Raw genomic sequence first — 19,191 nt, 5'->3', positions numbered from 1 at the left:
GAATTCACCAGCCCTCCCCGAAAAGCTCGCGGGAGGCTCGTTTTTCGACCCTCCCGACGCAGGCTGGGAGGGTGAAACGAATTTGCCGCTAACGTCGGCACAACCTTGTTCTCGGTCAGCAACTAGCCGATTTTCTTGGCGACCTTTTCTAGCAACGCTTTGCTCTTGCGAATGCCTTCGTATTCGTCGCCGCCACCTTCGAATTCAATCCCCACGTAACCGTGGTAGCCGTGGTCCACGACGATTTTCATCATGCGTTCGTAGTCGGTGGACGTTTCGTTGCCGTCGGCATCAAACTCGTGTGTTTTCGCGCTGACCGCCTTCGCGTACGGCATCAGTGCTTGCACGCCATGGTAGCGGTTGAACAGATCGGGGTTCTCGCCACGGGTGATGTAGAAGTTGCCGAAGTCGGGAAGCGTTCCACAGTTATCCATGCCAACTCGCTCGATCACCACGGCCAACCAAGCGGCGTTGCTACTGAGCCCACCATGGTTTTCGACGATCACGTTGATGCCGTGGGGTGCGGCGAACTCACTCAGTCGGCGAAGTCCATCGGCGGCGCGATCGAGTTGTTCGGTGTAGGTGCCACCGCTGGCTGCATTGACACGAATCGAATGGCATCCCAAGAATTTCGCTGCTTCGACCCATTGGTGATGGTTTTCGACCGCTTGCTTGCGTTTTTGTTCGTCGGGGTCTCCCAATCGGCCTTCGCCATCGACCATGATCAATAGACTTTTGACACCGAGGTCCGAGCAGCGTGTTTTCAGTTCGGTCAAATAGTGGGTGTCGCGTGCCTTGTCTTTAAAAAATTGATTGACATACTCGACCGCGTCAATCCCAAACTCTTCTTTGGTGATGCGAGGGAAATCAAGGTTGGTGATCCCTTTGGATTGATCGCGAAGGGTGCGATGCAGCGACCATTCGGCGAGCGAAATTTTGTAGGGAGCATCACTGCCTTCGGCGGCAAACACGCGGTTGCTGACCAAAGTGGTTGCTGCGGCGGCGGCCATCGAGGCTTGCAAAAACTGGCGACGACTCGGAGCGTTAGGGAGATTACGCATCGTGAAAGGGATCCTGTGTCTTGGATATGGGTGGGGGAAATGAAGGAGGGGGTGTCATTGAATTGTTTCGCTAAATTGTAATTTGTCGTCCGCCGTTTCGCTTGGGGTAAGCGAGGTAAACGACGTAAAAAATGTCATTGGAAAGAGATCGGGTTGCGTGTTGCTTGGTCTATAATCACGCTGCCTCCCCTGCCTGTTCCTATCCCACCCCCAGTCAATTCGACGGAAATTTGATGAAAACGACTTTTTTGCGGTACGCGACCCCGCTGTTCTCGGTACTGCTTTTCGGATGGATGTCGGTGGCCACTCCGGCCATGTCTCAGGATCTGCAGTTTCGAGATCTCTTTAATGGCAAAGATTTATCGGGCTGGGTCGACGTCAACACATCGCCTGATACCTGGAGCGTCAAAGACGGCTTGCTGGTTTGCACCGGTCAGCCGATCGGAGTGATGCGTTCGGATCGTCAATACGAGAACTTCATTCTCGATATCGAGTGGCGGCATATGGAACCGGGCGGCAACTCGGGTGTTTTTCTTTGGTCCGACGCGACACCCGATCCCAAGAATCGATTGCCATTGGGAATGGAAGTGCAAATGTTGGAACTGGATTGGGTCAACCAGAACAAACGTGCCGATGGGACGCTGCCGCCGATCGCCTACGTTCACGGTGAACTGTTTGGTGCGGGCGGGATGACCGCGATCCCCGACAATCCGCGTGGCACTCGCAGCAAGTCGCTCGAAAACCGCTGTAAAGGTGTCGGGCAATGGAACCACTACGTCGTCGTGGCGGTCGATGGGACAGTGAAGCTTTCGGTGAACGGCAAGTTCGTCAACGGAATCCGAAATGCATCCTTGAAAAAGGGATACCTCTGTTTAGAGTCCGAAGGCCGTGAAATCCACTTTCGCAAAATCCGGATCATGGAATTGCCCGACGGCATGGCGGACGAGGCCACCACCGCAGCGCTGCTGAAGTGACGAAGAGTTGCACTTTAGTCCTGCATACGTTGGGGCTCTCGCCGCTGATAGATCCCGGCAACGATCATTTCAAAGTGGAATGTTTTTTCACGCTGTATTTCAAATCCGAGCGAGCGAAGCATTGGACCAGGATCAACAATGCAGCGAGATTTTAATCCGGTTTGCCAGCGAAAAAACGCATGCATGATGGCGAGCCAGAACCTTGCCCACCATCGCCGGAGTCCTCGCGGGGGCTCACAAAAATCGACAACGTACCAAATCGCGTGCGGCTTTAGTGCATCGGCGATTCGCGGCAACAGCTTGCTGAGTTGATGTGAGTCAAAGCAGTCGAGGAAAAATGCGGTGATCACGATGTCAAACGTCGACGTCGGAAACACGAACGACTCGATCGGCGACTTAATCCACGTTACCGCATTTTGAAGTGGCTCATTCGCCAAATCGTGCAATGACAATCCAGCGATACGGTTGCGTTGCAGCTCGATCATCTTAGGACTGGCGTCCACGCTGGTGACGTGCGCGGTGGGGCAATGCTTCAAAAATGCTTCGAGCAATCGGCCATCACCATCGCCGAGCACCAGCACGTGGGGGGACGAATTGGCATTGGCAAGCGAGGGGATGCCCCAGACGCGAGCCCGCTGAAGGGTATTGCCGAATCGTAGTTTCTCGATCCACTCGTAGTGACGGGCGAGCCGGTCGTAGCCAGCGGAACAGCGGTCGCTCATGTCACGATCGCCATGACCATGAATGGCAACAACAGTGCATAGTCGGCAAGTTCGCCCCATTGCGATGCGGTCAGCCCGCCGATTTGATCATCGATCGACACTGCGATCGGAATCAGCAAGATGCTGCTCAGCGAGATGGTGGCCGCAATCGAAGTAGGGATCAACCCGACAGTACCCAGCACCGCCGACGCAGTGGCTAACATGCCGGCAAGCCAAGGGAGACGTACGGATAAATGAGGGAACATCAAGATCGCCGAACCGATTCCTTGTTGGCGATCGCTTGCGCGTTGGGCTTTGGCGACACATAAGCAATTCAGTACGAACAAGGCTGCTAACAATCCGATCGCGATGACAAGTGATAACGTCAGACGCGATGTCATAACCGGCAGGCTGACACCGATGGCAAACAATGTTCCGACAATGAACTCTTTTGGAATCCCACGCTGGAGATAATGGACCGCTGCGGCGTAGAGGGTGACGAAGATCAACAAGATGCTGCCCGCGAACAAGAGTTCGCGATGTAAATGAGTCAGTGCAATCAGTCCACCAAGCATCAACACGGCGCCCCACAGCGGCCACATAATGGGGGACCAACGTTTAGCAAACCGATGTCGCCGTGACGCTTTGCGGTCGAAGTCCATCCGCCGACAATCCAACAATCGATCGGCCGTGTAAATCAACCACACGCTCATGAACAAAACGATGGTCGACGCGGTGAACATTGGCGCCGTAAGCGTTTGCTCATTTCTCGTGGCGGGATTGGCAAAGGCGAAAAGCATCAGCCACTGCCAACCGATTGCAACCAACGGGGCATCCAGCGAAAGGATGTTGGGGATCGAGATCAAACCCCGTAGCGAGCGCGTTGTAGTTCGTGATGCGTCCGAAAGGATGGTCGCCATGCGTATTGTCCTCGATAGCGTCCTTTGCCGGAACTTGTCGTCAAAACCGGATACTCGTGATACCCTCGCCGCCCTGTGATACCATAGTGCACGAATCGGATCTTTTTGAGGGGCTTTGCGAGGTGAGACGATGCGGATCTTAAGAACAGTGTGTTTCGCGTGGCTCGCGGTTTCGTTTTGTGGGTGCTCGCGAGGTTACCGTGACGACTTGGACTATTCATACGGGGTGGTCCAAACATGGCCGATGGAATCGTTGTTGTTTGGCGACTTGGTCCAATTTGAATCCGTTCCGCTGGATCTAGACGAGACGGAATCGCTTCGCAAGCTGATTATCGACGACAGCATCGCGGCAAATCGAAACGTGTTAGAAGTAGGGACCGGCACGGGATTGATCGCCATTTTGTGTCTTCAAAATGAAGCGAGCCGAGTGGTCGCGATCGACTGGAATCCCGCCGCGGTGGCTAATGCACGCTATAACGCCGCAGCCTTGGATAGCGAGGCGAATTTGGAAGTGCGGGCGACCGGGCACAAGGAAGAGGTGTTGTCAGGCGTCCAAGAAAAAGAAAAATTTGATTTGATCCTCGTCAATTTTTCGGATGCGGTCCCCCCCGTTGTCTCAGCCAACGCGGCGGCTCATTCTGGGATCGAAGATCATGATGCGTGGCGGGATGCATTGCTGGATCACTTAAAGCCGCATCTGAATGCGGGCGGACGATGCTTGTTTATCGTTCACAACAAACAAGCTGTTACGCGACTTATCGACGCAGTTCAAAGCGAGCACTATCAAACCAAGGTGCTGGATTCTCGCGACTGGGAAACGTTAGAGAGTGAAATTCGACCAAGTTTGATCGTAGAGATTCGGGTTGCCGCCAATGCGGAAATTGTTTCCGAAGGAGAGTTCAGCTCCGCCCCCACGGCGCAGTAAAATCAGCAGCGTGAAGCGGGTGGTAAGGGATCGGACACATTTCGATGGTGATCGTAACGCCATTAACTCGATGCGGTGGCGTTTGTCAAGCATCTGTCAGGTTCGGGTTTGTTTGTTAAAAAAAGTAAGGGCAATTTGCCTTGCGACCGCATCGCTCACGTCACTAATATTAAGATAGCTCGTCACGTTTCTTTTCGTTTGAATTTCAGCATCGGGTTTGTGTACCCGGCGCGTTGGCGAGATTAACCCACGGTTGGATGACTGATTGATGATTCATTACACCTGTGATCGTTGTAAACGGGAAATCGATACCGCTTGCGAAATTCGATACACGGTACAGCTTGAGGTTCAAGCCGCACCCGATCCGCAACTCGGTGATTTTGATGAGGACATTGATCACTTGACTGAGTTGCATCAGATCCTTGAAGGCATCGCAGAAGAGGACGAGATGGATCTGTCCAATGCGGAAACGAGTCTGCAGGGACGCTACGATTTGTGTCCCGAATGCCATCGTCAATTTTTAAAAAATCCGCTCGGGCGTGATGCGTTCCACGCGATCGGCTTTAGTAATAACTAGGCCGCCCGATAACTAAGACGCCCGATAAATTTCGAACGTTTCACTCACTGCAACCGGGCGGCTCTCGCGCCGCGTCGCGACCAAAGTGGATGACATCGCGAGGGGCGAGCTGCGTGGACGACAACGCGAACCTACTCTACCGCTGGCTTGGCAGCGGAGTACCGCCCGGCGGGCTCGCCTGCATCGGCTACATCAGTCATCCTCGTTTCGATCGGCGAAGGTTGGTTCAAGCGAGTGAACTTCTCGCGGGCTTCGCAGTAATCGATGGCAACGACCCGTGTTTGGACGGGCAGTTCCAGAATCTCTTTGTCCGAATATGGATTGGTTGCATCGAGTAGCAAACGCTCGACCCAGCGAGTGGAACGGTCGCGATCATTGGCATCGAAAATTTGAGTGACGCTTCGCACCAGCGATGGCAACGAAGTGTTTCGCTTTTGCAAATGCAGGATTGCAACACGCCGCAGCGCGTCTTCGGCACTCGAGAGACTCTTGGCGGCATGGAAAGCGGTTTGATCGCCATCGTTGTAGGCAGCGACCACGAAATGGGCGTTACCGAGCGTGACCACTTCTTTGTCCCAACCCCCGAACGATTTCTTTTCGCTTTGCGCGATCACGGAAACGTCGATCAATCCGCCCCGCCATTCATCGGGAACACTCATGGTCAAGCGAAATGTCTTTTCGCCCTCGAGCACTTGCTGTTCGGTCCATTTCAATTTGAAATAGACGCCGCGTCCTCGATTGATCGTGCCTGATGCTGTCACCGTTTGCACCGGCGAGACGCGATCGTATTGAAGCGATTCAATGGTCTTGTTGGTCTGGTCGGCACCAAGATGACCGCGAGCGAAATGCGAAAGCGTTCCATCGACGGACAATCCTGCAGTCTTGGCATTTTCGTCGGTGGTCTTGATTTGGATCGGACCTTGAATCGGACTCGCCACTTCGGTTTGCGGAGCGTAGTCGGCAATTTGCATTGTCCGGTCACGGGGTTGGCAACGAACGATCCATTGATCGATCCGCTTGGGTTCGGGGGCCACGATCATCGACGAAAGTTTCAATTCCACGTCGACGAGTCGTCTACCGTTGCTGTCGCATGAATTCGAAACGGCCGCGACAACCAAAGGCAAATCAAACGTGATTTCAGGGCTGGATGCTTGCAATGTTTTAGGGAGCCCCGCGGATTGGACGAACAGAATCGCGGACGAAAACATGAGGGAGCGTAGCATTTCGATATTCCTTTTCTTTGATCTCGGCAAAATCCATCGAGCGTTTCCGCAGGGGGCGACCTGCGTGAGCAATGGCTTTGTGCGAACAAGACTTCCGTATGTTGTCTTGCCGGATCCTCCGGTCGATCAAGCCCCGCTGCTTCGCAAAGCAGAATTTGCAAAGCAGCGGAGCTTGAATTCCAGTTTCCGTCTTGGAAAAGGGCGAGGGCGAGCGGGTGGGTTAAACTGAGCCGCTAAGATCGTCCTGCAGAGAAACTGTATTGCTGGAAATTGCAGAAATCAAACCGACAAGATCCCCGGGCGAGCCCGTCAATGAAAACTCACTTTCCATCGCCGCCCGTGAAACACGCCCATCGTCGTTGATCGCTCCGCGATCCTAACGCAGCTTCGAAACAAAGCACGAAATCTCGCACCCCACGCCGCCGCCGCGTGAAACACACTGCTAGCTATGCATCCGCGGCAGCGGGGAACCTGCGGCAATGATCTCTGCTTCGCAAGCGGACAGTTGGTTCAGTCGGTCGCGAACCGTTTCCCGCGGGGCAAAGTATTCGGCCAGTCGCACGTAGGTGGTGTGATGTCTTGCTTCGCTTTCGAAAAGTCCCGCGTAGAAATCGGCCAGCTCTGGTTCGCGCGGGCGAACGTGCTCGGCAAGCAGACTGAAACGCTCGCAGCTGCGGGCTTCAATTAGCGACGCAACAAGCAACCGGTCGACGGCGCGATCAGGTTCTTGGGATCGAACGAGTTCGTTCAGATCTTTCCCGTACGGCCCCGGCGTCAATCGACGGAACGCGACCCCACGTTTTTCGAGGATATCCAACACCATTTCAAAGTGTTCGAGTTCCTCTTCGACAATTCGCTTCATCTCGCGACAGAGATCGCGATTTTCAGCATAAGCATTGATAAAGTTCATCGCCGTGGACGCTGCTTTGCGTTCGCAATGGGCGTGATCGATTAGGATTTCGTCAAGATTTTGATCGACTTGCTCGAGCCAGCGGGCTGCGGATTCGGATTGTAAATGCAACATCGGCTTACTCCGAGAACAATGCGGTGGCGAACGAGGCGGGGTCAAACGGGGCAATATCCTCAATGCCTTCGCCCAGCCCCACAAATTTCACAGGCAATTGAAACTGTTCGCGAATCGGCAGCACGACGCCACCTTTGGCCGAACCATCAAGTTTCGCCAGGATAATGCCGGTGCATTTGGCGGCTTCGCTGAATCCACGTGCCTGGCTGATCGCGTTTTGACCCGCGGTAGAGTCAAGCACAAGCAGCACTTCGTGGGGCGCCCCCTCGATTTTCTTTTCCACCACGCGGCGAATCTTCTCGAGTTGCTGCATCAGGTTTGTTTGCGTCTGCAAACGGCCGGCGGTATCGATAATCGCGATATCGGCGCCGGTGTCGATCGCTTGTTGGACCGTTTGAAACGCGACGCTGGCCGGATCGGCCTCCGGTTTGCCGGTAACGATGTCGCATCCGATTCGCCCCGCCCAAACGGTCAATTGTTCCACCGCAGCGGCACGAAACGTATCGCCTGCCCCGAGCACAACTTTTTTGCCCGATTGATGTAAATGGTTGGCCAATTTGCCAATCGAGGTGGTTTTTCCGCTGCCGTTAACCCCGACGACCAGGATCACGGTGGGGGCCGCGTCGGCAAGATTTAGCGAGGTCGATTCTTGCTGCAGCATGCTGCGGGTTTGGTCGGTGATCGTTTGCACGACCTCTTCGAACTGCACCACTCGGCCTCGCAAACGGGTTGCGACATCATCCCGAATCGTTTCGGCAGGGCCAATTCCCATGTCGGTGCGGATCAGTTTGGCAAACAATTCGCTGAGCAACGCGTCATCAACGAGCCGGCCTTCACTCTTGAACAGGTCACGGATATCGGTGTTCAGCGTACGACGTGTTTTCTGTAACCCGGCACGCATTTTTGAGAGCAGACCGCCACCTGATTTCTTAGCGACATCCGCTGACTGCCCCTGTGTGGGGGCTTTAGCCGAGTCGACAGTGGAAGGGTCGTCAGAAGCGGTGTTTTTGGATCGCCAAAACGCCATCGGTGAATCACTTGCTTGTCGAAGGAGAGAATCGGACGCTGCAGACGTCGGAAAGGAAAGCAACGATTCTGCCCGATGAGCATCGTTTCGTATAGATCCGACCTAATTGTGTCGTCCCGCCGGGGGGCTGGATCATTAGCCAAGTAGCGTGTTTTCGGCGGCGAAACGGGCAAATGTTAATTTGTAACGGCACTGATATCGAATGTTTAGATTCATCGATAGAAAACGTTCAGTCATCAAAATTGCTACAGTCGATGAAATGATTGTAGACCGACCGACCGTTTCGACCGGCTAAGTTTGACCAGAGAGATTCACAGGTCCAGGTCGCAAGATTCCTACAAGATGCACTTGTGGAACCTGACTTGGGCATACGTCGTCGGAATCGTCACATTCGTGCGTGCGATTCCCGACGGGACTCCGATATCTGCTGTGAAGACTTAGCGTGGACGTAGGAGTGTCGATCGCAATTTGAAGTGAGCTCTCGCAGTTTTCTTCAGGCGGAAATTTCGAATTCGTTCTACCTAATGCGGGCGTAGACCTGCATTTTCCCTGACGGTTTGTTGTCGTTAGGAAAATTCACGTGGTTGTAATTAAAGCAGAAGATACAGTCACCCTTTACGGATGATGGGGAGTAGAGAGCGATTATGAGAATTAGCAAACTAGCGATGCTGGCCATGATGGCCTGCGGCGTTAATGCCGGAATCAATTCAGATGTCCGTGCAAACGAAATTAACCTGGTTTCGCACTGTGCCCAAAAAGGCTGCGATTGCGGCGAACCTGTTTGCGGTTGCGAGCCTGTAGCTCCCACGTGTGACACCGGCATCTGTGATGGCGGATGCGACGGTGGTTGCGACTCGGCTGGCTGCGGATGTGGTTCGGGATCGGGATGCGGCATCGGCAGCATCTTGACCGGTGGCGATTGCTGCCTGGGCGACCCTTGGACCTTGTTCGGCGAGCACAACGGTTGGTCCGCTGGCGGTTGGATTCAAATGGGCTACCACAGCGACGCATTGCCGTTGTTCAACAGCCGTCCCGATGAATTGCAACTGCACCAAGCTTGGCTGTACGCCGAAAAGGCAATCGACACATCGAACGGTTTCGATATCGGTGGTCGCATTGACTATCTATACGGTACTGACTCGCAAGACACCCAAGCGTTCGGTATCAACAACGATCACTGGGACAACGGATGGGATAACGGATCCGATTACGGACACGCGATGCCTCAGTTGTACATGGAAGCCGGTTACGGCGACCTGTCCGTGAAAGTTGGTCACTTCTACACCATCATCGGTTGGGAAGTGGTTCAAGCGACTGGCAACTTCTTCTACAGCCACGCTTACACGATGTACAACAGCGAGCCATTTACGCACACCGGTGCTTTGGCAACCTACAACGTGAACGACAACGTCACCGCCTACGGTGGATACGTGATGGGTTGGGATAGCGGTTTCGAAGACAACGGCGACGCGTTCCTCGGCGGATTGTCGGTTGGTTTGACCGATGACTTGACCGTCACTTACGCCACCGTCGGAGGCGTTTTCGCCAACAACCAAGCCGCATACGAGCAGGGCTACATGCACTCGATCGTTGCCGATTTGGCTCTGTCGGACAAACTTCAGTACATCTTCCAAAGCGACGTGCTTGACACCGAAGATCGTGCTGGAGCAACCGCTCGCGAAACGTTCGACATCAACCAATACTTGATCTACTCGATCAACGATTGCTGGTCCTACGGAACGCGTTTCGAATGGTACGATGCGAAGTCGGGCGTTTTGGCTGGCAACGACGTCGACGTCTACGCCTTGACCGCTGGTGTGAACTACAAGCCACACGCCAACGTCACCGTTCGTCCTGAAATTCGTTACGACTGGGTCGAAGGAAATCCTGCGGGAATTCTTGAGAACAACGACGACGAGCAATGGACCTTCGGTGTTGACTCGATCTTCACATTCTAAGCTTCGTGTAAACGAGCAACGAATCGTGTAAGCGAATCACAGATTGAAAAAGACCCGGTCGCCTTGGAAAAGGCGGCCGGGTTTTATTTTTGCCCTCGTGCTTTGTTACAGCTAAGAATCAAGGTCACGGCCGTAGCGGAAGCCGTCAAGACTTTCGACGATTCACGGTACCGATCGAAGCACTCGCAATCTAGCTCGACTTGTGCTTGCGGTACTCGGCTCGCTGCAGCGAGTAATCTTCGGGGGCGGGCAAGTTCACCGTTTCCGGATTCGCTTCGTCCATCAATTTGCGCAAAAACGGCCGGCACCAACCGCATCCCGTGCCCGCGCCAAAACACTCCGAAAGCTGGCTCGCCCGCTTGGGTTTCTGAACACGAATGAACTGCACGACCTTGCGGCGTGTGACGTGAAAGCACAAGCACAGTTCGTCATCATCCTGCACTTTCGGCTCCTTCGGTAATCAGCCATGTCGCGATACGACAGGCATCGAGGTAGTCGGCGATTTCGAGACGTTCATCAATTGTATGAATGTTTCGCTGGCCGCAACCGAGCGTGACCGCTTCGACTCCGTGACGATACAGCCAATTGGCATCGAGTCCGCCGTTGGCGACATCGCAGTAGGGTGTCCGTCCAACCTTGGAAATCGCGTCGTTGGCTGCCTGGATCGACGGGTGATCTTCGCCCAACCGGAATGCCTCGTAATCAACCTGAGTCTCGAATTCGATTTTTCCACAAACTCCCGATTCGGTACTGACACTTTCGGCAGCGGCTTGGAATGCTTGACGAATTTCGGCAACGATTCGCGTCCGCATCTCGGCGTCGTGGCTTCTCGCTTCGGCACGCAGAGTCACTAGCGGGGTGACCACATTAGTCGCGTCACCGCCCTGGATGACACCGACATTCGCGGTCCCGCTGCGGCCGTCTTTTTCGATCTTGCCGAGCCATCCTCGTTGATCCAAATCGGCAATCGCTTTGGATGCCATCACAATCGCGCTGGCGCCTTGCTGAGGCGCGACTCCGGCGTGAGCTGGCGTTCCGAACACTTTAATGGTGATCCGTTCGCCACCAACGGCTCCGATAGTGACTTTCTCGGGGGCTCCGCCATCGAAGTTAAACGCTCGGTCGACGTTGCCAACCAGCGAGACATCCAAATTGCGAGCACCGTGCAATCCGATTTCTTCCTGTACAAAGAAGCCGATCACTGCCGGGGGGAATTTTTCGTCGCCCAGCTTCAATCGCTCGAGTGCGGCGGTCAAAATCGCGGCACACCCGCTGCGATCGTCTGCCCCCAACCCCGTTGCCGCACTGCTTCGCACTTGGTCGCCATCGACCACCGGCTGGCTGCCGACGCAGATCGGAACGGTATCCATGTGCGCCGACAACATCGTTCTCGGCCCGCTGCCACTTTTTGCCCCGATGCCGTTGCCCGGCAGGGTGACGATCAGATTGCCACAGTTACCCTTGAGGTTGGTTCGCGTTTCGGCGGCATCGAACTGGATTTGCGAATCGGGAACCCCCGCCTCCTTAAAAACGCGGACCAGATACTCTGCGACGGCTCTTTCGTCGCCGCTGAGTCCAGGAATTGCGGCTAATTCGAGGAATCGGTCCAGTGTCTTGTCTGCATCCATAGGGCTCTCTCGGGTGGGATGTTAAGTCAATGCCATCTCGTTTGGCACTAAGCGGGTGGTTTTTATAGCGGAGCGGCGCAAGCGGGCTGTCAGTTTGATAGTCAATCCCAGCGGTGAGCCGTGGGACGTAAGGCACCGGGTAGTGCGTGGAACCCGGCCGCTCACGCGCCAGCGGCTCACTAAACCGACAGCAATCAAGCCGCACCGCTATCGATATCGATGGCATTGGATTGCCGGTCGCCGCAATTTAACAATATTGGCGAGCGATTGGCAGAAGACTCCTTTCCAGTTTGCCCTCTGCACAGAGAATCCTTGCGTTAGAATAGACCGCGAGCGCACGCTCGCTGAGCTCAATCAATCACTGCTGTTTCCCCTTTACTTACTGCTGGTACCCACCGTTGGATCTTCCCGTTATTCCGTCCGCTGCAATTCCCGGCACCGCGGCTCAAGATTCCGGTGATGGCGCCGGACAACGCATCCATCTGCTGGATCTCGATGTCGATCAGCTTCGGACTTGGCTTGTCGAACAAGGCCAGCAGGGGTTCCGAGCCAAACAGATCTGGAATTGGATCTACCAGCGTCGTGCGTCCACGTTCGCCGAGATGACCGATCTGCCGAAAAAGCTTCGCGAGCAGCTGGAACAGCATTTCGTGATCTTCCGCGCCAGCGAGGTCGAAGCGGTTTGCTCGTCCGATGGCACCGACAAATTGCTGGTTCGTCTGTTTGACGGAGGCGAAGTCGAATGTGTATTGCTTCGCGATGGCATTCGCCGCAGCATTTGTGTTAGCAGCCAAGTCGGTTGTGCGATGGGATGCGTGTTTTGCGCCAGCGGACTCGACGGCGTCGACCGCAATCTGACGCGAGGCGAGATTCTGGAACAGATGCTGCGTCTGCAGTCGCGTTTGGACGAAGACGAACGGCTCAGCCACATCGTGATGATGGGGATGGGAGAACCACTCGCTAATCTGGATCGCGTGTTACCGGCGCTGGACGAGGCACGCAGCCCCGAGGGACTGGGGATCAGCCCCCGGCGAATCACGATCAGCACCGTCGGACTGCCTCCGGCGATCGATCGGCTTTCCAAGCATGGCGTCCCCTACAACTTGGCGGTCTCGCTGCATGCTCCCAATAACGAACTGCGAACTCAGCTGGTGCCCGTCAACAAGCGGATCGGTATCAAAGCGGTACTCGATGCGGCGGATCGCTATTTCGAAGCCAACGGACGTCGCTTGACGTTTGAATACGTCCTGCTCGGTGGTTTGAACGACTCGGATGATTGTGCTCATCAATTGTTGGGAATCCTTCGCCGACGTAACGTGATGCTAAACGTGATCCCCTACAACCCAGTGGCCGGATTGCCGTATGTGACACCGAGCAGCAAAGCGATTGCCGACTTCAAAGACATCTTGGTTTCAGGCGGTGTCAACGTGATGTTCCGGCAACGCAAAGGCAGCGAGATCGATGCCGCTTGTGGCCAATTGCGTCGCAACCGCCAATCGGTCTAAGTCGCGTACGGAACGACGTGCTTTGTCTCTCCCAACGTGAGACCGTGCTGTTTTATTACTGAGAGTGGTGGATCTTGCTAAAGATCCCGCTTGCAGGACGTGTAGCCACGTCCACTACGCAAAAGTTTTCAGTCAAAAGATTGTGATGTCCCACGCCAATCGAGGAGGGCATCTTATTGCCCTTGCAACTCGCCGCTCGCTGCATAATCGTCACATCCGGCACGCGTTGCCGAGATGCATCCCCACATGTGGGCTGGCCGACGTTATTTTATCGGCAATTCTTTCATCGTGTGCAAAACTTTCGTAACAAAGCTTTGCAAAGAATCGTCAGCGCGGGGGCGGTGGTGATTGGTCAACGCAAAGCCGTTCCAATATCCCACCTAACGAGCATTCTGCCATGAAACGTATTGCCGCTTTCCTGTTTGTTGTTGTCGCTGCGAACACCTCTGTTTCCGCACGTAGCCCCTTCCAATTGTTCCGTTCGTCGACCCCTTCGCGACCTGCCCAGCCCGCCAATCCACAGCGTTCGAACACCGAAAATCCGCTCAGCATGAGTGACGAACAACTCGAAAAGACCTACGGACCGAGCATTTTGGTGCGTGAGGTCCAAGTCACTCAGAAAGCAACTCCGGCGAAAGCAGACACCGCAACGCGATTTGTGACTCAGCCCACCGACGATCAATAACACCACGCATCATCGGTCTCTCCTTTTTTCATCAAAGTAACGTGTCATGTACAAGCAAAGTTTGATCGCGATCGTCTTGGTTGCCTCCACGCTGAATATTGCCAGCGCGCAGGACCACACGCATCGGCGTCGCGGCGTCATCCTAGGCGGGCTCGCCGGCGCCGCGATTGGTGCCGCGATTGGTGACAAAGGAAACAATGAGACGACGGGAGCCTTGATCGGGGGTGCCGTCGGCGCGATCGCCGGTGGAACGATCGGTAACGACAAGGATGCTCGAATCGAGCACAACCGAATCTATCACTCGGCTCCGCCTCAGCACGTTCACTCGTACCCGGGATACTCGCAGCCTGCGTACCCACAACCTGCCTATCCTCATTCGGGATATCCGCAGTACCGGCCGACGTCGCCGTACCCGTCTGCATCGGCCTATTTGGGGCACTCCAGCATGGAAACCGCTCCGCCGCCAACGATCTATCGAAGTCGGCCTGATTGGCAAGCGGAACCACAATACCTGGGCCCGCTGTCGCCGCTTGACGTTGTCTCGATGAAACGTCGCGGAGTTTCCGACGCTGCGGTGGTAAATCATCTGCAAAGCCACGGCATCACGATGCCGCTGAGTGTGCGAGATATCATCGGGATGCACGACCAAGGCGTTTCCGAATACGTCATCGATGCGATGCAAGTCGCACCCGTGATGCAGCCCACCCCGCAGAGTTCTTCAACATTGACTTCGCCTACTCTCGGTTCGCCTACACTGCACGGTCCTCAGTAAACCGCCGATTAGATACCGAAACGCAGCGTTAAGATTACGTTTCGTTGCCAGTCACCAAGCGTGACGGCAGATGGCTGGCAGAATTCAGCCAATGCAGTTGCCACGCTTTGCCGTCGTAATCCAATTTGGTGATTCCCGTATTGACGAGCGCGCCGATCTTTTCGACGTCGGTTACATCGGAAAGCATCTTTGTCAACAAACATCGTTTAAAGTCGGCATGGATGACCGCGACGATCGTTTTGCCGCTGGCTCCAAACGACTGGACCAACCGCTCGGTGACGACTCCGGCTCGTGCGTTCGCCTGGTCATCGGTTTCTCGTGCGTTGCCGGCCCACCAGCCTGCATTGGTGATCGTTTCGTCGATGATACAGTCGTGGGGCAAAGCCGAAAATTCTTGTTCGATGCTCGCGCGTCCCATGCCGGGGCCACCCTCGGTTGCATCGGGACCATGGCCACGGAAACAGCCGCCGCGTTCAAAGACATTGTGCCAAACGTGAACACGCTGTGGCGACTGATCCAGAATGAACCGCGTGGTTTGGATCGATCGGCGAAACGGGCTTGTGATCAACGTGTCGATCCTCAGCGTGCTTGTCCATTTGGCAAGATACTCGGATTGCAACCGACCCCGCGCGGTGATCGCAGGATCCTCAACCCGTTGGTAGGGCGGCATGGCATTGTTTTCGCTTTCCGCATGTCGAATCAGGTAAAGTTGCATCGTCGATTATTGTGTCCGTGCTTGCAGCCAAGTTCTCAGCATGGCCCAAGCCACGCCGTCACAGGCATTTCGATAGAATTGCGAGGTGAATGACCGATGCGTATCCCACCGGTCGTCTCAATTCTAGGGATCGCAACCGATGATGCGAGCCGCCACCAAGCGTGTGGCTACTTTGAATTACCGTTGCCGCGAGTTTCTAAGCGGCCGAGTGTAAAGTTTTGCGGAAGATTGGTTTCGGCGGCGCTTCATTCCTTCGATAGGTTCTGGGTCTGTTGGCGAAACTGCGACGGCGTTACGCCGGTTGCGGCGCGGAACGCTCGGGTGAAGGCACTTTGGTCATAGAACCCGCTCGAAAATGAAATGTCTGCGATTGTTTTGTCGGTGTCCAGCAGCAGCCGCGATGCCGTTGCCACACGTGTTTGACGTATAAATTGACTGGGGGTCAGACCGAACAGGCGTTTCGTCAGCCGGGCCAAACGCTGCAGTGACATATTTGCCCGGTCCGCTAACATCGAAGGGGTGCTGATCTCGATCGGGTTTTGTTCAAAGAACTCGAGCGCCATCGCAAATTCATTAGGAATGATATCGGTTTCGACCGGCACACGGACGTCGCGTGAGAAGCCCACCAAGCCGATGATTTGGTCATCGGAATCGATAATAGGCAGCTTCGTGGTCAGACACCAAACCGGTTTGTGAGGACGATGCCACTGCATTTCAAGATGGCCAACTAACGCGCGTCCGGTTCGTAAAACCTTGGCGTCCTGTTCGGCGGGAACTTGTCCGAAGTCGCCAGGACAGATTTCAGAGGGGCGTTTGCCAATCGCATCGGCAGCACGTTTCAAGCCATGCCGCTTCGCCAGCGATTCATTAACGCACACGTATTGCCCGTGTTCGTTTTTGATGAAAAACGCGACATCATCTGCTTGATCGAAAAGCTGACCTAGCAACCCCACTTCGATGCTGGTGATCTGTCTCGCGGCGAATTCTGTGGTTGGTTTTAACCAAGTGTTCATGGTCGTCGGTCCTTGCCAAAGGCGTCCGAGAAGTAAGAGCCGGCAAATTCGTGGCGATGAAGATTCGGTAACGAATGACCGTGAACAATCATGCGAGCATTCGCATGCGAATCTTCACGGGGGCCAACGCTCGCAATGCAGACGCGGTTTAACACGCTTCGGGTAACCGAGAACAGCCCCACCGATCGAGTCCAGCATCGGGGATATTTCGTTTTGAAAAACATGCTTTATGGCGGCTAAGTCGAAGAGAAGATTTACGTGAATCATAGCATCGCAATCGATCGCAAGGCCAATGATTGGGGTGAATTAAAACCGAGCGGGCCCATTGTCGGCATCGCTCCGTCTTGGTGAGGTCCCTCGGCGCCCTAGCACCAAGCAGCTGGGTGTCGCAAATTAGTATCGAGGTGTCGCAAATCATTAATCTTGTGCCGCCCGGACCTGCTGGCTGTGGGAGGGGGCGTTCCCCCAGTCCAACCCCACCATTGTAGGAATCAATTGCCAAACAGTGTCATTTACCGCCTGTTTCGTAATGAACCGTGTCCAGCCGGCTGATGGATTGTAATTGGTTCTCCGCCATTGTGCGCATATTTGTCGAGTCGCAATCGTTTCGTCCAATGAGCAGGGCTCGTCCGTCATTAGGATCAATTCGTCTCCCTCCAAACGCTTGTTCCGAGAGCGACAGTGTATGGATGGATCCTGCCCTCTCGGAACTCCAGTTGCTAATCGTCGGCAGTCCGAATCGGGCGAGCGGATGCATGCTAACAGCATGACTTTTGCATTGCCGGTTGTTATGGTGACAGCTCTCGCCGGCATCAAAAGCGGTGCTGACGCGAAACCTGCTTTTCCTTCGCCCTCCCCCCGAAGATCGATCTAAAACTCATGAAGCTGATCTTGAACTTAGCGGTGTGCGTCCTGGTGGCGTCCACCTGCGGCGGTTTCTCAAACACGTTATTCGCCGCCGAACTGCCGAACGTGGTCGTGATCCTGGCGGACGATTTGGGGTACGGCGATTTGGGATGCTACAACCCCGAATCGAAAATTCCGACGCCGAACCTTGACCGCTTCGCGAGCGAAGGAATGCGTTTCACTGATGCGCTTAGCCCTTGCACCGTATGCACGCCAACGCGTTACAGTTTGATGACGGGGCAAATGGCGTTTCGGATTCCCAACGGCGGCCGCGTGTTTTCAGGTGCAGGCGGACCATCGCTAATCGCTCCAGGGCGAATGACATTACCATCGATGCTGCGTGATCAAGGCTACAGCACCGCATGCTTTGGCAAGTGGCATATTGGATTGACGTTTTACGATCAGCAGGGGGAACCGATCCATCACGGAAATCTTGAAGCGGTCAAGCGAATTGATTATTCGCGACCCATCGATGGCGGACCCGTGGATTGTGGGTTCGACCATTTCTTTGGTACCGCATGCTGCCCCACGACCGATTGGTTGTACGCTTTTATCGATGGAAAACAGATTCCCATTCCGCCCGTCAAGCAGCTCGATCAGTCCACACTACCGAAACATCCTTATGCCAACGATAACCGTCGAGGGATGGTTGCGCCGGACTTTGATCTCGAAGAGGTCGACATGGTCTTTCTGAAAAAGAGTCAGGAATTTCTCAACAAGCATGTCGCGGAAACACCTGAGAAGCCGTTCTTTTTGCTGCATAGCACACAAGCGGTTCACTTGCCCTCCTTTCCTGGCAACGCGTTCAAAGGCAAAACCGATTCTGGGCCGCACGGCGATTTCATTTTCGAGTTGGACTATGTTGTCGGCGAGTTGATGAAGACGCTCAAGCGTCTGAATCTCGATGACAATACGTTGGTCATTTTCACCAGTGATAACGGTCCCGAAGTCCCCACGGTTTATCACATGCGGCACGATCACGGTCACGACGGAGCACGTCCGTGGCGAGGGGTTAAGCGTGATAACTGGGAAGGCGGCCACCGTGTTCCGTTTCTTGTCCGCTGGCCTGGCAAAGTACCCGCCGGGACAACGTCTTCGGAACTCACTTCGCTCACCGACGTGATGGCGACGATTGCCGAGATCGTCGATACGCCGCTTCCCGACGATGCGGCCGAAGACAGCTTCAGCATGCTGCCGGTGATGTTGGATGCTTCCCCACAGGATCCCATTCGTCCGTATCTGCTGCAGCAAGGGTTTGGCGGTCGTAAATACTTGGCGATCCGGCGAGGACGTTGGAAGTATTTAGCGCACAAAGGATCGGGAGGGAACAACTATGAGTCGCATTTCCAGCTCAAAGAGTACCACTTGCCAGACACAGCTCCTGACGCTCCAGGGCAACTTTTTGACTTGGAAGCCGATCCAGGCGAGACGCGGAATTTATCCGCTTCGCATCCCGAGATTGTCGAAGAATTAAGTTCACTATTAGAGCAATCGCTCGCGAGTGGCCGCAGTGCCCCAAGCCGATAACATTGGGGAATCGCAGGTCACCGCCGACGCGGAAATGCGTAGGGGGCGTT

At 54.8% G+C, this 19,191-nt stretch carries 18 protein-coding genes; 8 read left to right on the top strand and 10 right to left on the bottom strand.

Going from position 1 to position 19,191, the window contains the following annotated elements; translation table 11 throughout:
• Positions 1-122: 122 nt before the first annotated feature.
• Positions 123-1,061 (bottom strand): sugar phosphate isomerase/epimerase family protein, encoded by a 939-nt coding sequence (locus ABD971_RS28235; RefSeq protein WP_345327089.1) that lies wholly within the window; start codon positions 1,059-1,061, stop codon positions 123-125.
• Between the two features lie 233 nt (positions 1,062-1,294).
• Here ABD971_RS28235 and ABD971_RS28230 point away from each other — a divergent pair, with 233 nt between their 5' ends.
• Positions 1,295-2,035, top strand: a complete 741-nt coding sequence (locus ABD971_RS28230) for a 3-keto-disaccharide hydrolase (RefSeq protein WP_345327088.1) — start codon at positions 1,295-1,297, stop codon at positions 2,033-2,035.
• Between the two features lie 14 nt (positions 2,036-2,049).
• On the opposite strand, the gene ABD971_RS28225 is transcribed toward ABD971_RS28230, so the two are convergent.
• Both ABD971_RS28225 and ABD971_RS28220 read right to left on the bottom strand, forming a co-directional pair.
• Positions 2,050-2,757: a class I SAM-dependent methyltransferase gene (locus ABD971_RS28225; protein WP_345327087.1), complete on the bottom strand. Its 708-nt coding sequence runs from the start codon at positions 2,755-2,757 to the stop codon at positions 2,050-2,052.
• Positions 2,754-3,656 (bottom strand): hypothetical protein, encoded by a 903-nt coding sequence (locus ABD971_RS28220; RefSeq protein WP_345327086.1) that lies wholly within the window; start codon positions 3,654-3,656, stop codon positions 2,754-2,756. The genes ABD971_RS28225 and ABD971_RS28220 overlap by 4 nt, the downstream gene beginning before the upstream one ends.
• 130 nt (positions 3,657-3,786) lie before the next feature.
• Between ABD971_RS28220 and ABD971_RS28215 the strand changes: the two genes are divergently transcribed.
• Positions 3,787-4,581: a methyltransferase gene (locus ABD971_RS28215; RefSeq protein WP_345327085.1), complete on the top strand. Its 795-nt coding sequence runs from the start codon at positions 3,787-3,789 to the stop codon at positions 4,579-4,581.
• Between the two features lie 268 nt (positions 4,582-4,849).
• Positions 4,850-5,158 (top strand): hypothetical protein, encoded by a 309-nt coding sequence (locus tag ABD971_RS28210; RefSeq protein ID WP_339937616.1) that lies wholly within the window; start codon positions 4,850-4,852, stop codon positions 5,156-5,158.
• A gap of 131 nt (positions 5,159-5,289) precedes the next feature.
• Here ABD971_RS28210 and ABD971_RS28205 read toward each other — a convergent pair whose 3' ends face one another.
• The 3 genes from ABD971_RS28205 to ftsY form a co-directional block, all read right to left on the bottom strand.
• Complete coding sequence (locus tag ABD971_RS28205; protein WP_345327084.1) at positions 5,290-6,381, bottom strand: hypothetical protein; 1,092 nt, start codon at positions 6,379-6,381, stop codon at positions 5,290-5,292.
• A gap of 442 nt (positions 6,382-6,823) precedes the next feature.
• Entirely contained in the window at positions 6,824-7,405 is a 582-nt protein-coding gene (locus ABD971_RS28200) for a MiaE family protein (RefSeq protein ID WP_345327083.1), read from the bottom strand.
• A gap of 4 nt (positions 7,406-7,409) precedes the next feature.
• Positions 7,410-8,432 (bottom strand): signal recognition particle-docking protein FtsY, encoded by a 1,023-nt coding sequence (ftsY, locus tag ABD971_RS28195; RefSeq protein ID WP_339937612.1) that lies wholly within the window; start codon positions 8,430-8,432, stop codon positions 7,410-7,412.
• Positions 8,433-9,076: 644 nt separating this feature from the next.
• Here ftsY and ABD971_RS28190 point away from each other — a divergent pair.
• A complete protein-coding gene (locus ABD971_RS28190) occupies positions 9,077-10,390 on the top strand; it encodes a porin (RefSeq protein WP_339937611.1) in 1,314 nt (437 codons plus the stop codon).
• Positions 10,391-10,580: 190 nt separating this feature from the next.
• Here the strand turns inward: ABD971_RS28190 and ABD971_RS28185 are convergent, their stop codons facing one another.
• Positions 10,581-10,832, bottom strand: a complete 252-nt coding sequence (locus ABD971_RS28185) for a (2Fe-2S)-binding protein (RefSeq protein WP_345327082.1) — start codon at positions 10,830-10,832, stop codon at positions 10,581-10,583.
• Positions 10,822-12,018 (bottom strand): M20/M25/M40 family metallo-hydrolase, encoded by a 1,197-nt coding sequence (locus ABD971_RS28180; RefSeq protein ID WP_345327081.1) that lies wholly within the window; start codon positions 12,016-12,018, stop codon positions 10,822-10,824. The genes ABD971_RS28185 and ABD971_RS28180 overlap by 11 nt, the downstream gene beginning before the upstream one ends.
• Before the next feature lie 398 nt (positions 12,019-12,416).
• On the opposite strand from ABD971_RS28180, the gene rlmN reads away from it, so the two are divergent.
• The 3 genes from rlmN to ABD971_RS28165 all read left to right on the top strand — a co-directional run bounded on the left by rlmN (position 12,417) and on the right by ABD971_RS28165 (position 14,980).
• On the top strand, positions 12,417-13,523 hold the full coding sequence (gene rlmN / locus ABD971_RS28175) for a dual-specificity RNA methyltransferase RlmN (protein ID WP_486348653.1): 1,107 nt from the start codon (positions 12,417-12,419) through the stop codon (positions 13,521-13,523).
• A gap of 397 nt (positions 13,524-13,920) precedes the next feature.
• Complete coding sequence (locus ABD971_RS28170) at positions 13,921-14,208, top strand: hypothetical protein (protein ID WP_345327080.1); 288 nt, start codon at positions 13,921-13,923, stop codon at positions 14,206-14,208.
• Between the two features lie 46 nt (positions 14,209-14,254).
• Positions 14,255-14,980, top strand: coding sequence for a glycine zipper domain-containing protein (locus ABD971_RS28165; RefSeq protein ID WP_345327079.1), 726 nt, complete (start codon positions 14,255-14,257; stop codon positions 14,978-14,980).
• Between the two features lie 34 nt (positions 14,981-15,014).
• On the opposite strand, the gene ABD971_RS28160 is transcribed toward ABD971_RS28165, so the two are convergent.
• Together ABD971_RS28160 and ABD971_RS28155 are read right to left on the bottom strand one after the other, a co-directional pair.
• Positions 15,015-15,695 carry a histidine phosphatase family protein gene (locus tag ABD971_RS28160; protein WP_339937602.1) on the bottom strand — a complete coding sequence of 227 codons (681 nt, stop codon included), beginning with the start codon at positions 15,693-15,695 and terminating at the stop codon, positions 15,015-15,017.
• Positions 15,696-15,940: 245 nt separating this feature from the next.
• Positions 15,941-16,708, bottom strand: a complete 768-nt coding sequence (locus ABD971_RS28155; RefSeq protein ID WP_339937601.1) for an AraC family transcriptional regulator — start codon at positions 16,706-16,708, stop codon at positions 15,941-15,943.
• Positions 16,709-17,587: 879 nt separating this feature from the next.
• Between ABD971_RS28155 and ABD971_RS28150 the strand changes: the two genes are divergently transcribed.
• On the top strand, positions 17,588-19,141 hold the full coding sequence (locus ABD971_RS28150; RefSeq protein ID WP_345327078.1) for a sulfatase family protein: 1,554 nt from the start codon (positions 17,588-17,590) through the stop codon (positions 19,139-19,141).
• Positions 19,142-19,191 lie beyond the last annotated feature (50 nt).

This window comes from Novipirellula rosea (assembly GCF_039541335.1).
Lineage (GTDB): Bacteria > Planctomycetota > Planctomycetia > Pirellulales > Pirellulaceae > Novipirellula > Novipirellula rosea.
This window is presented reverse-complemented; position numbering and strand designations above follow the sequence as displayed.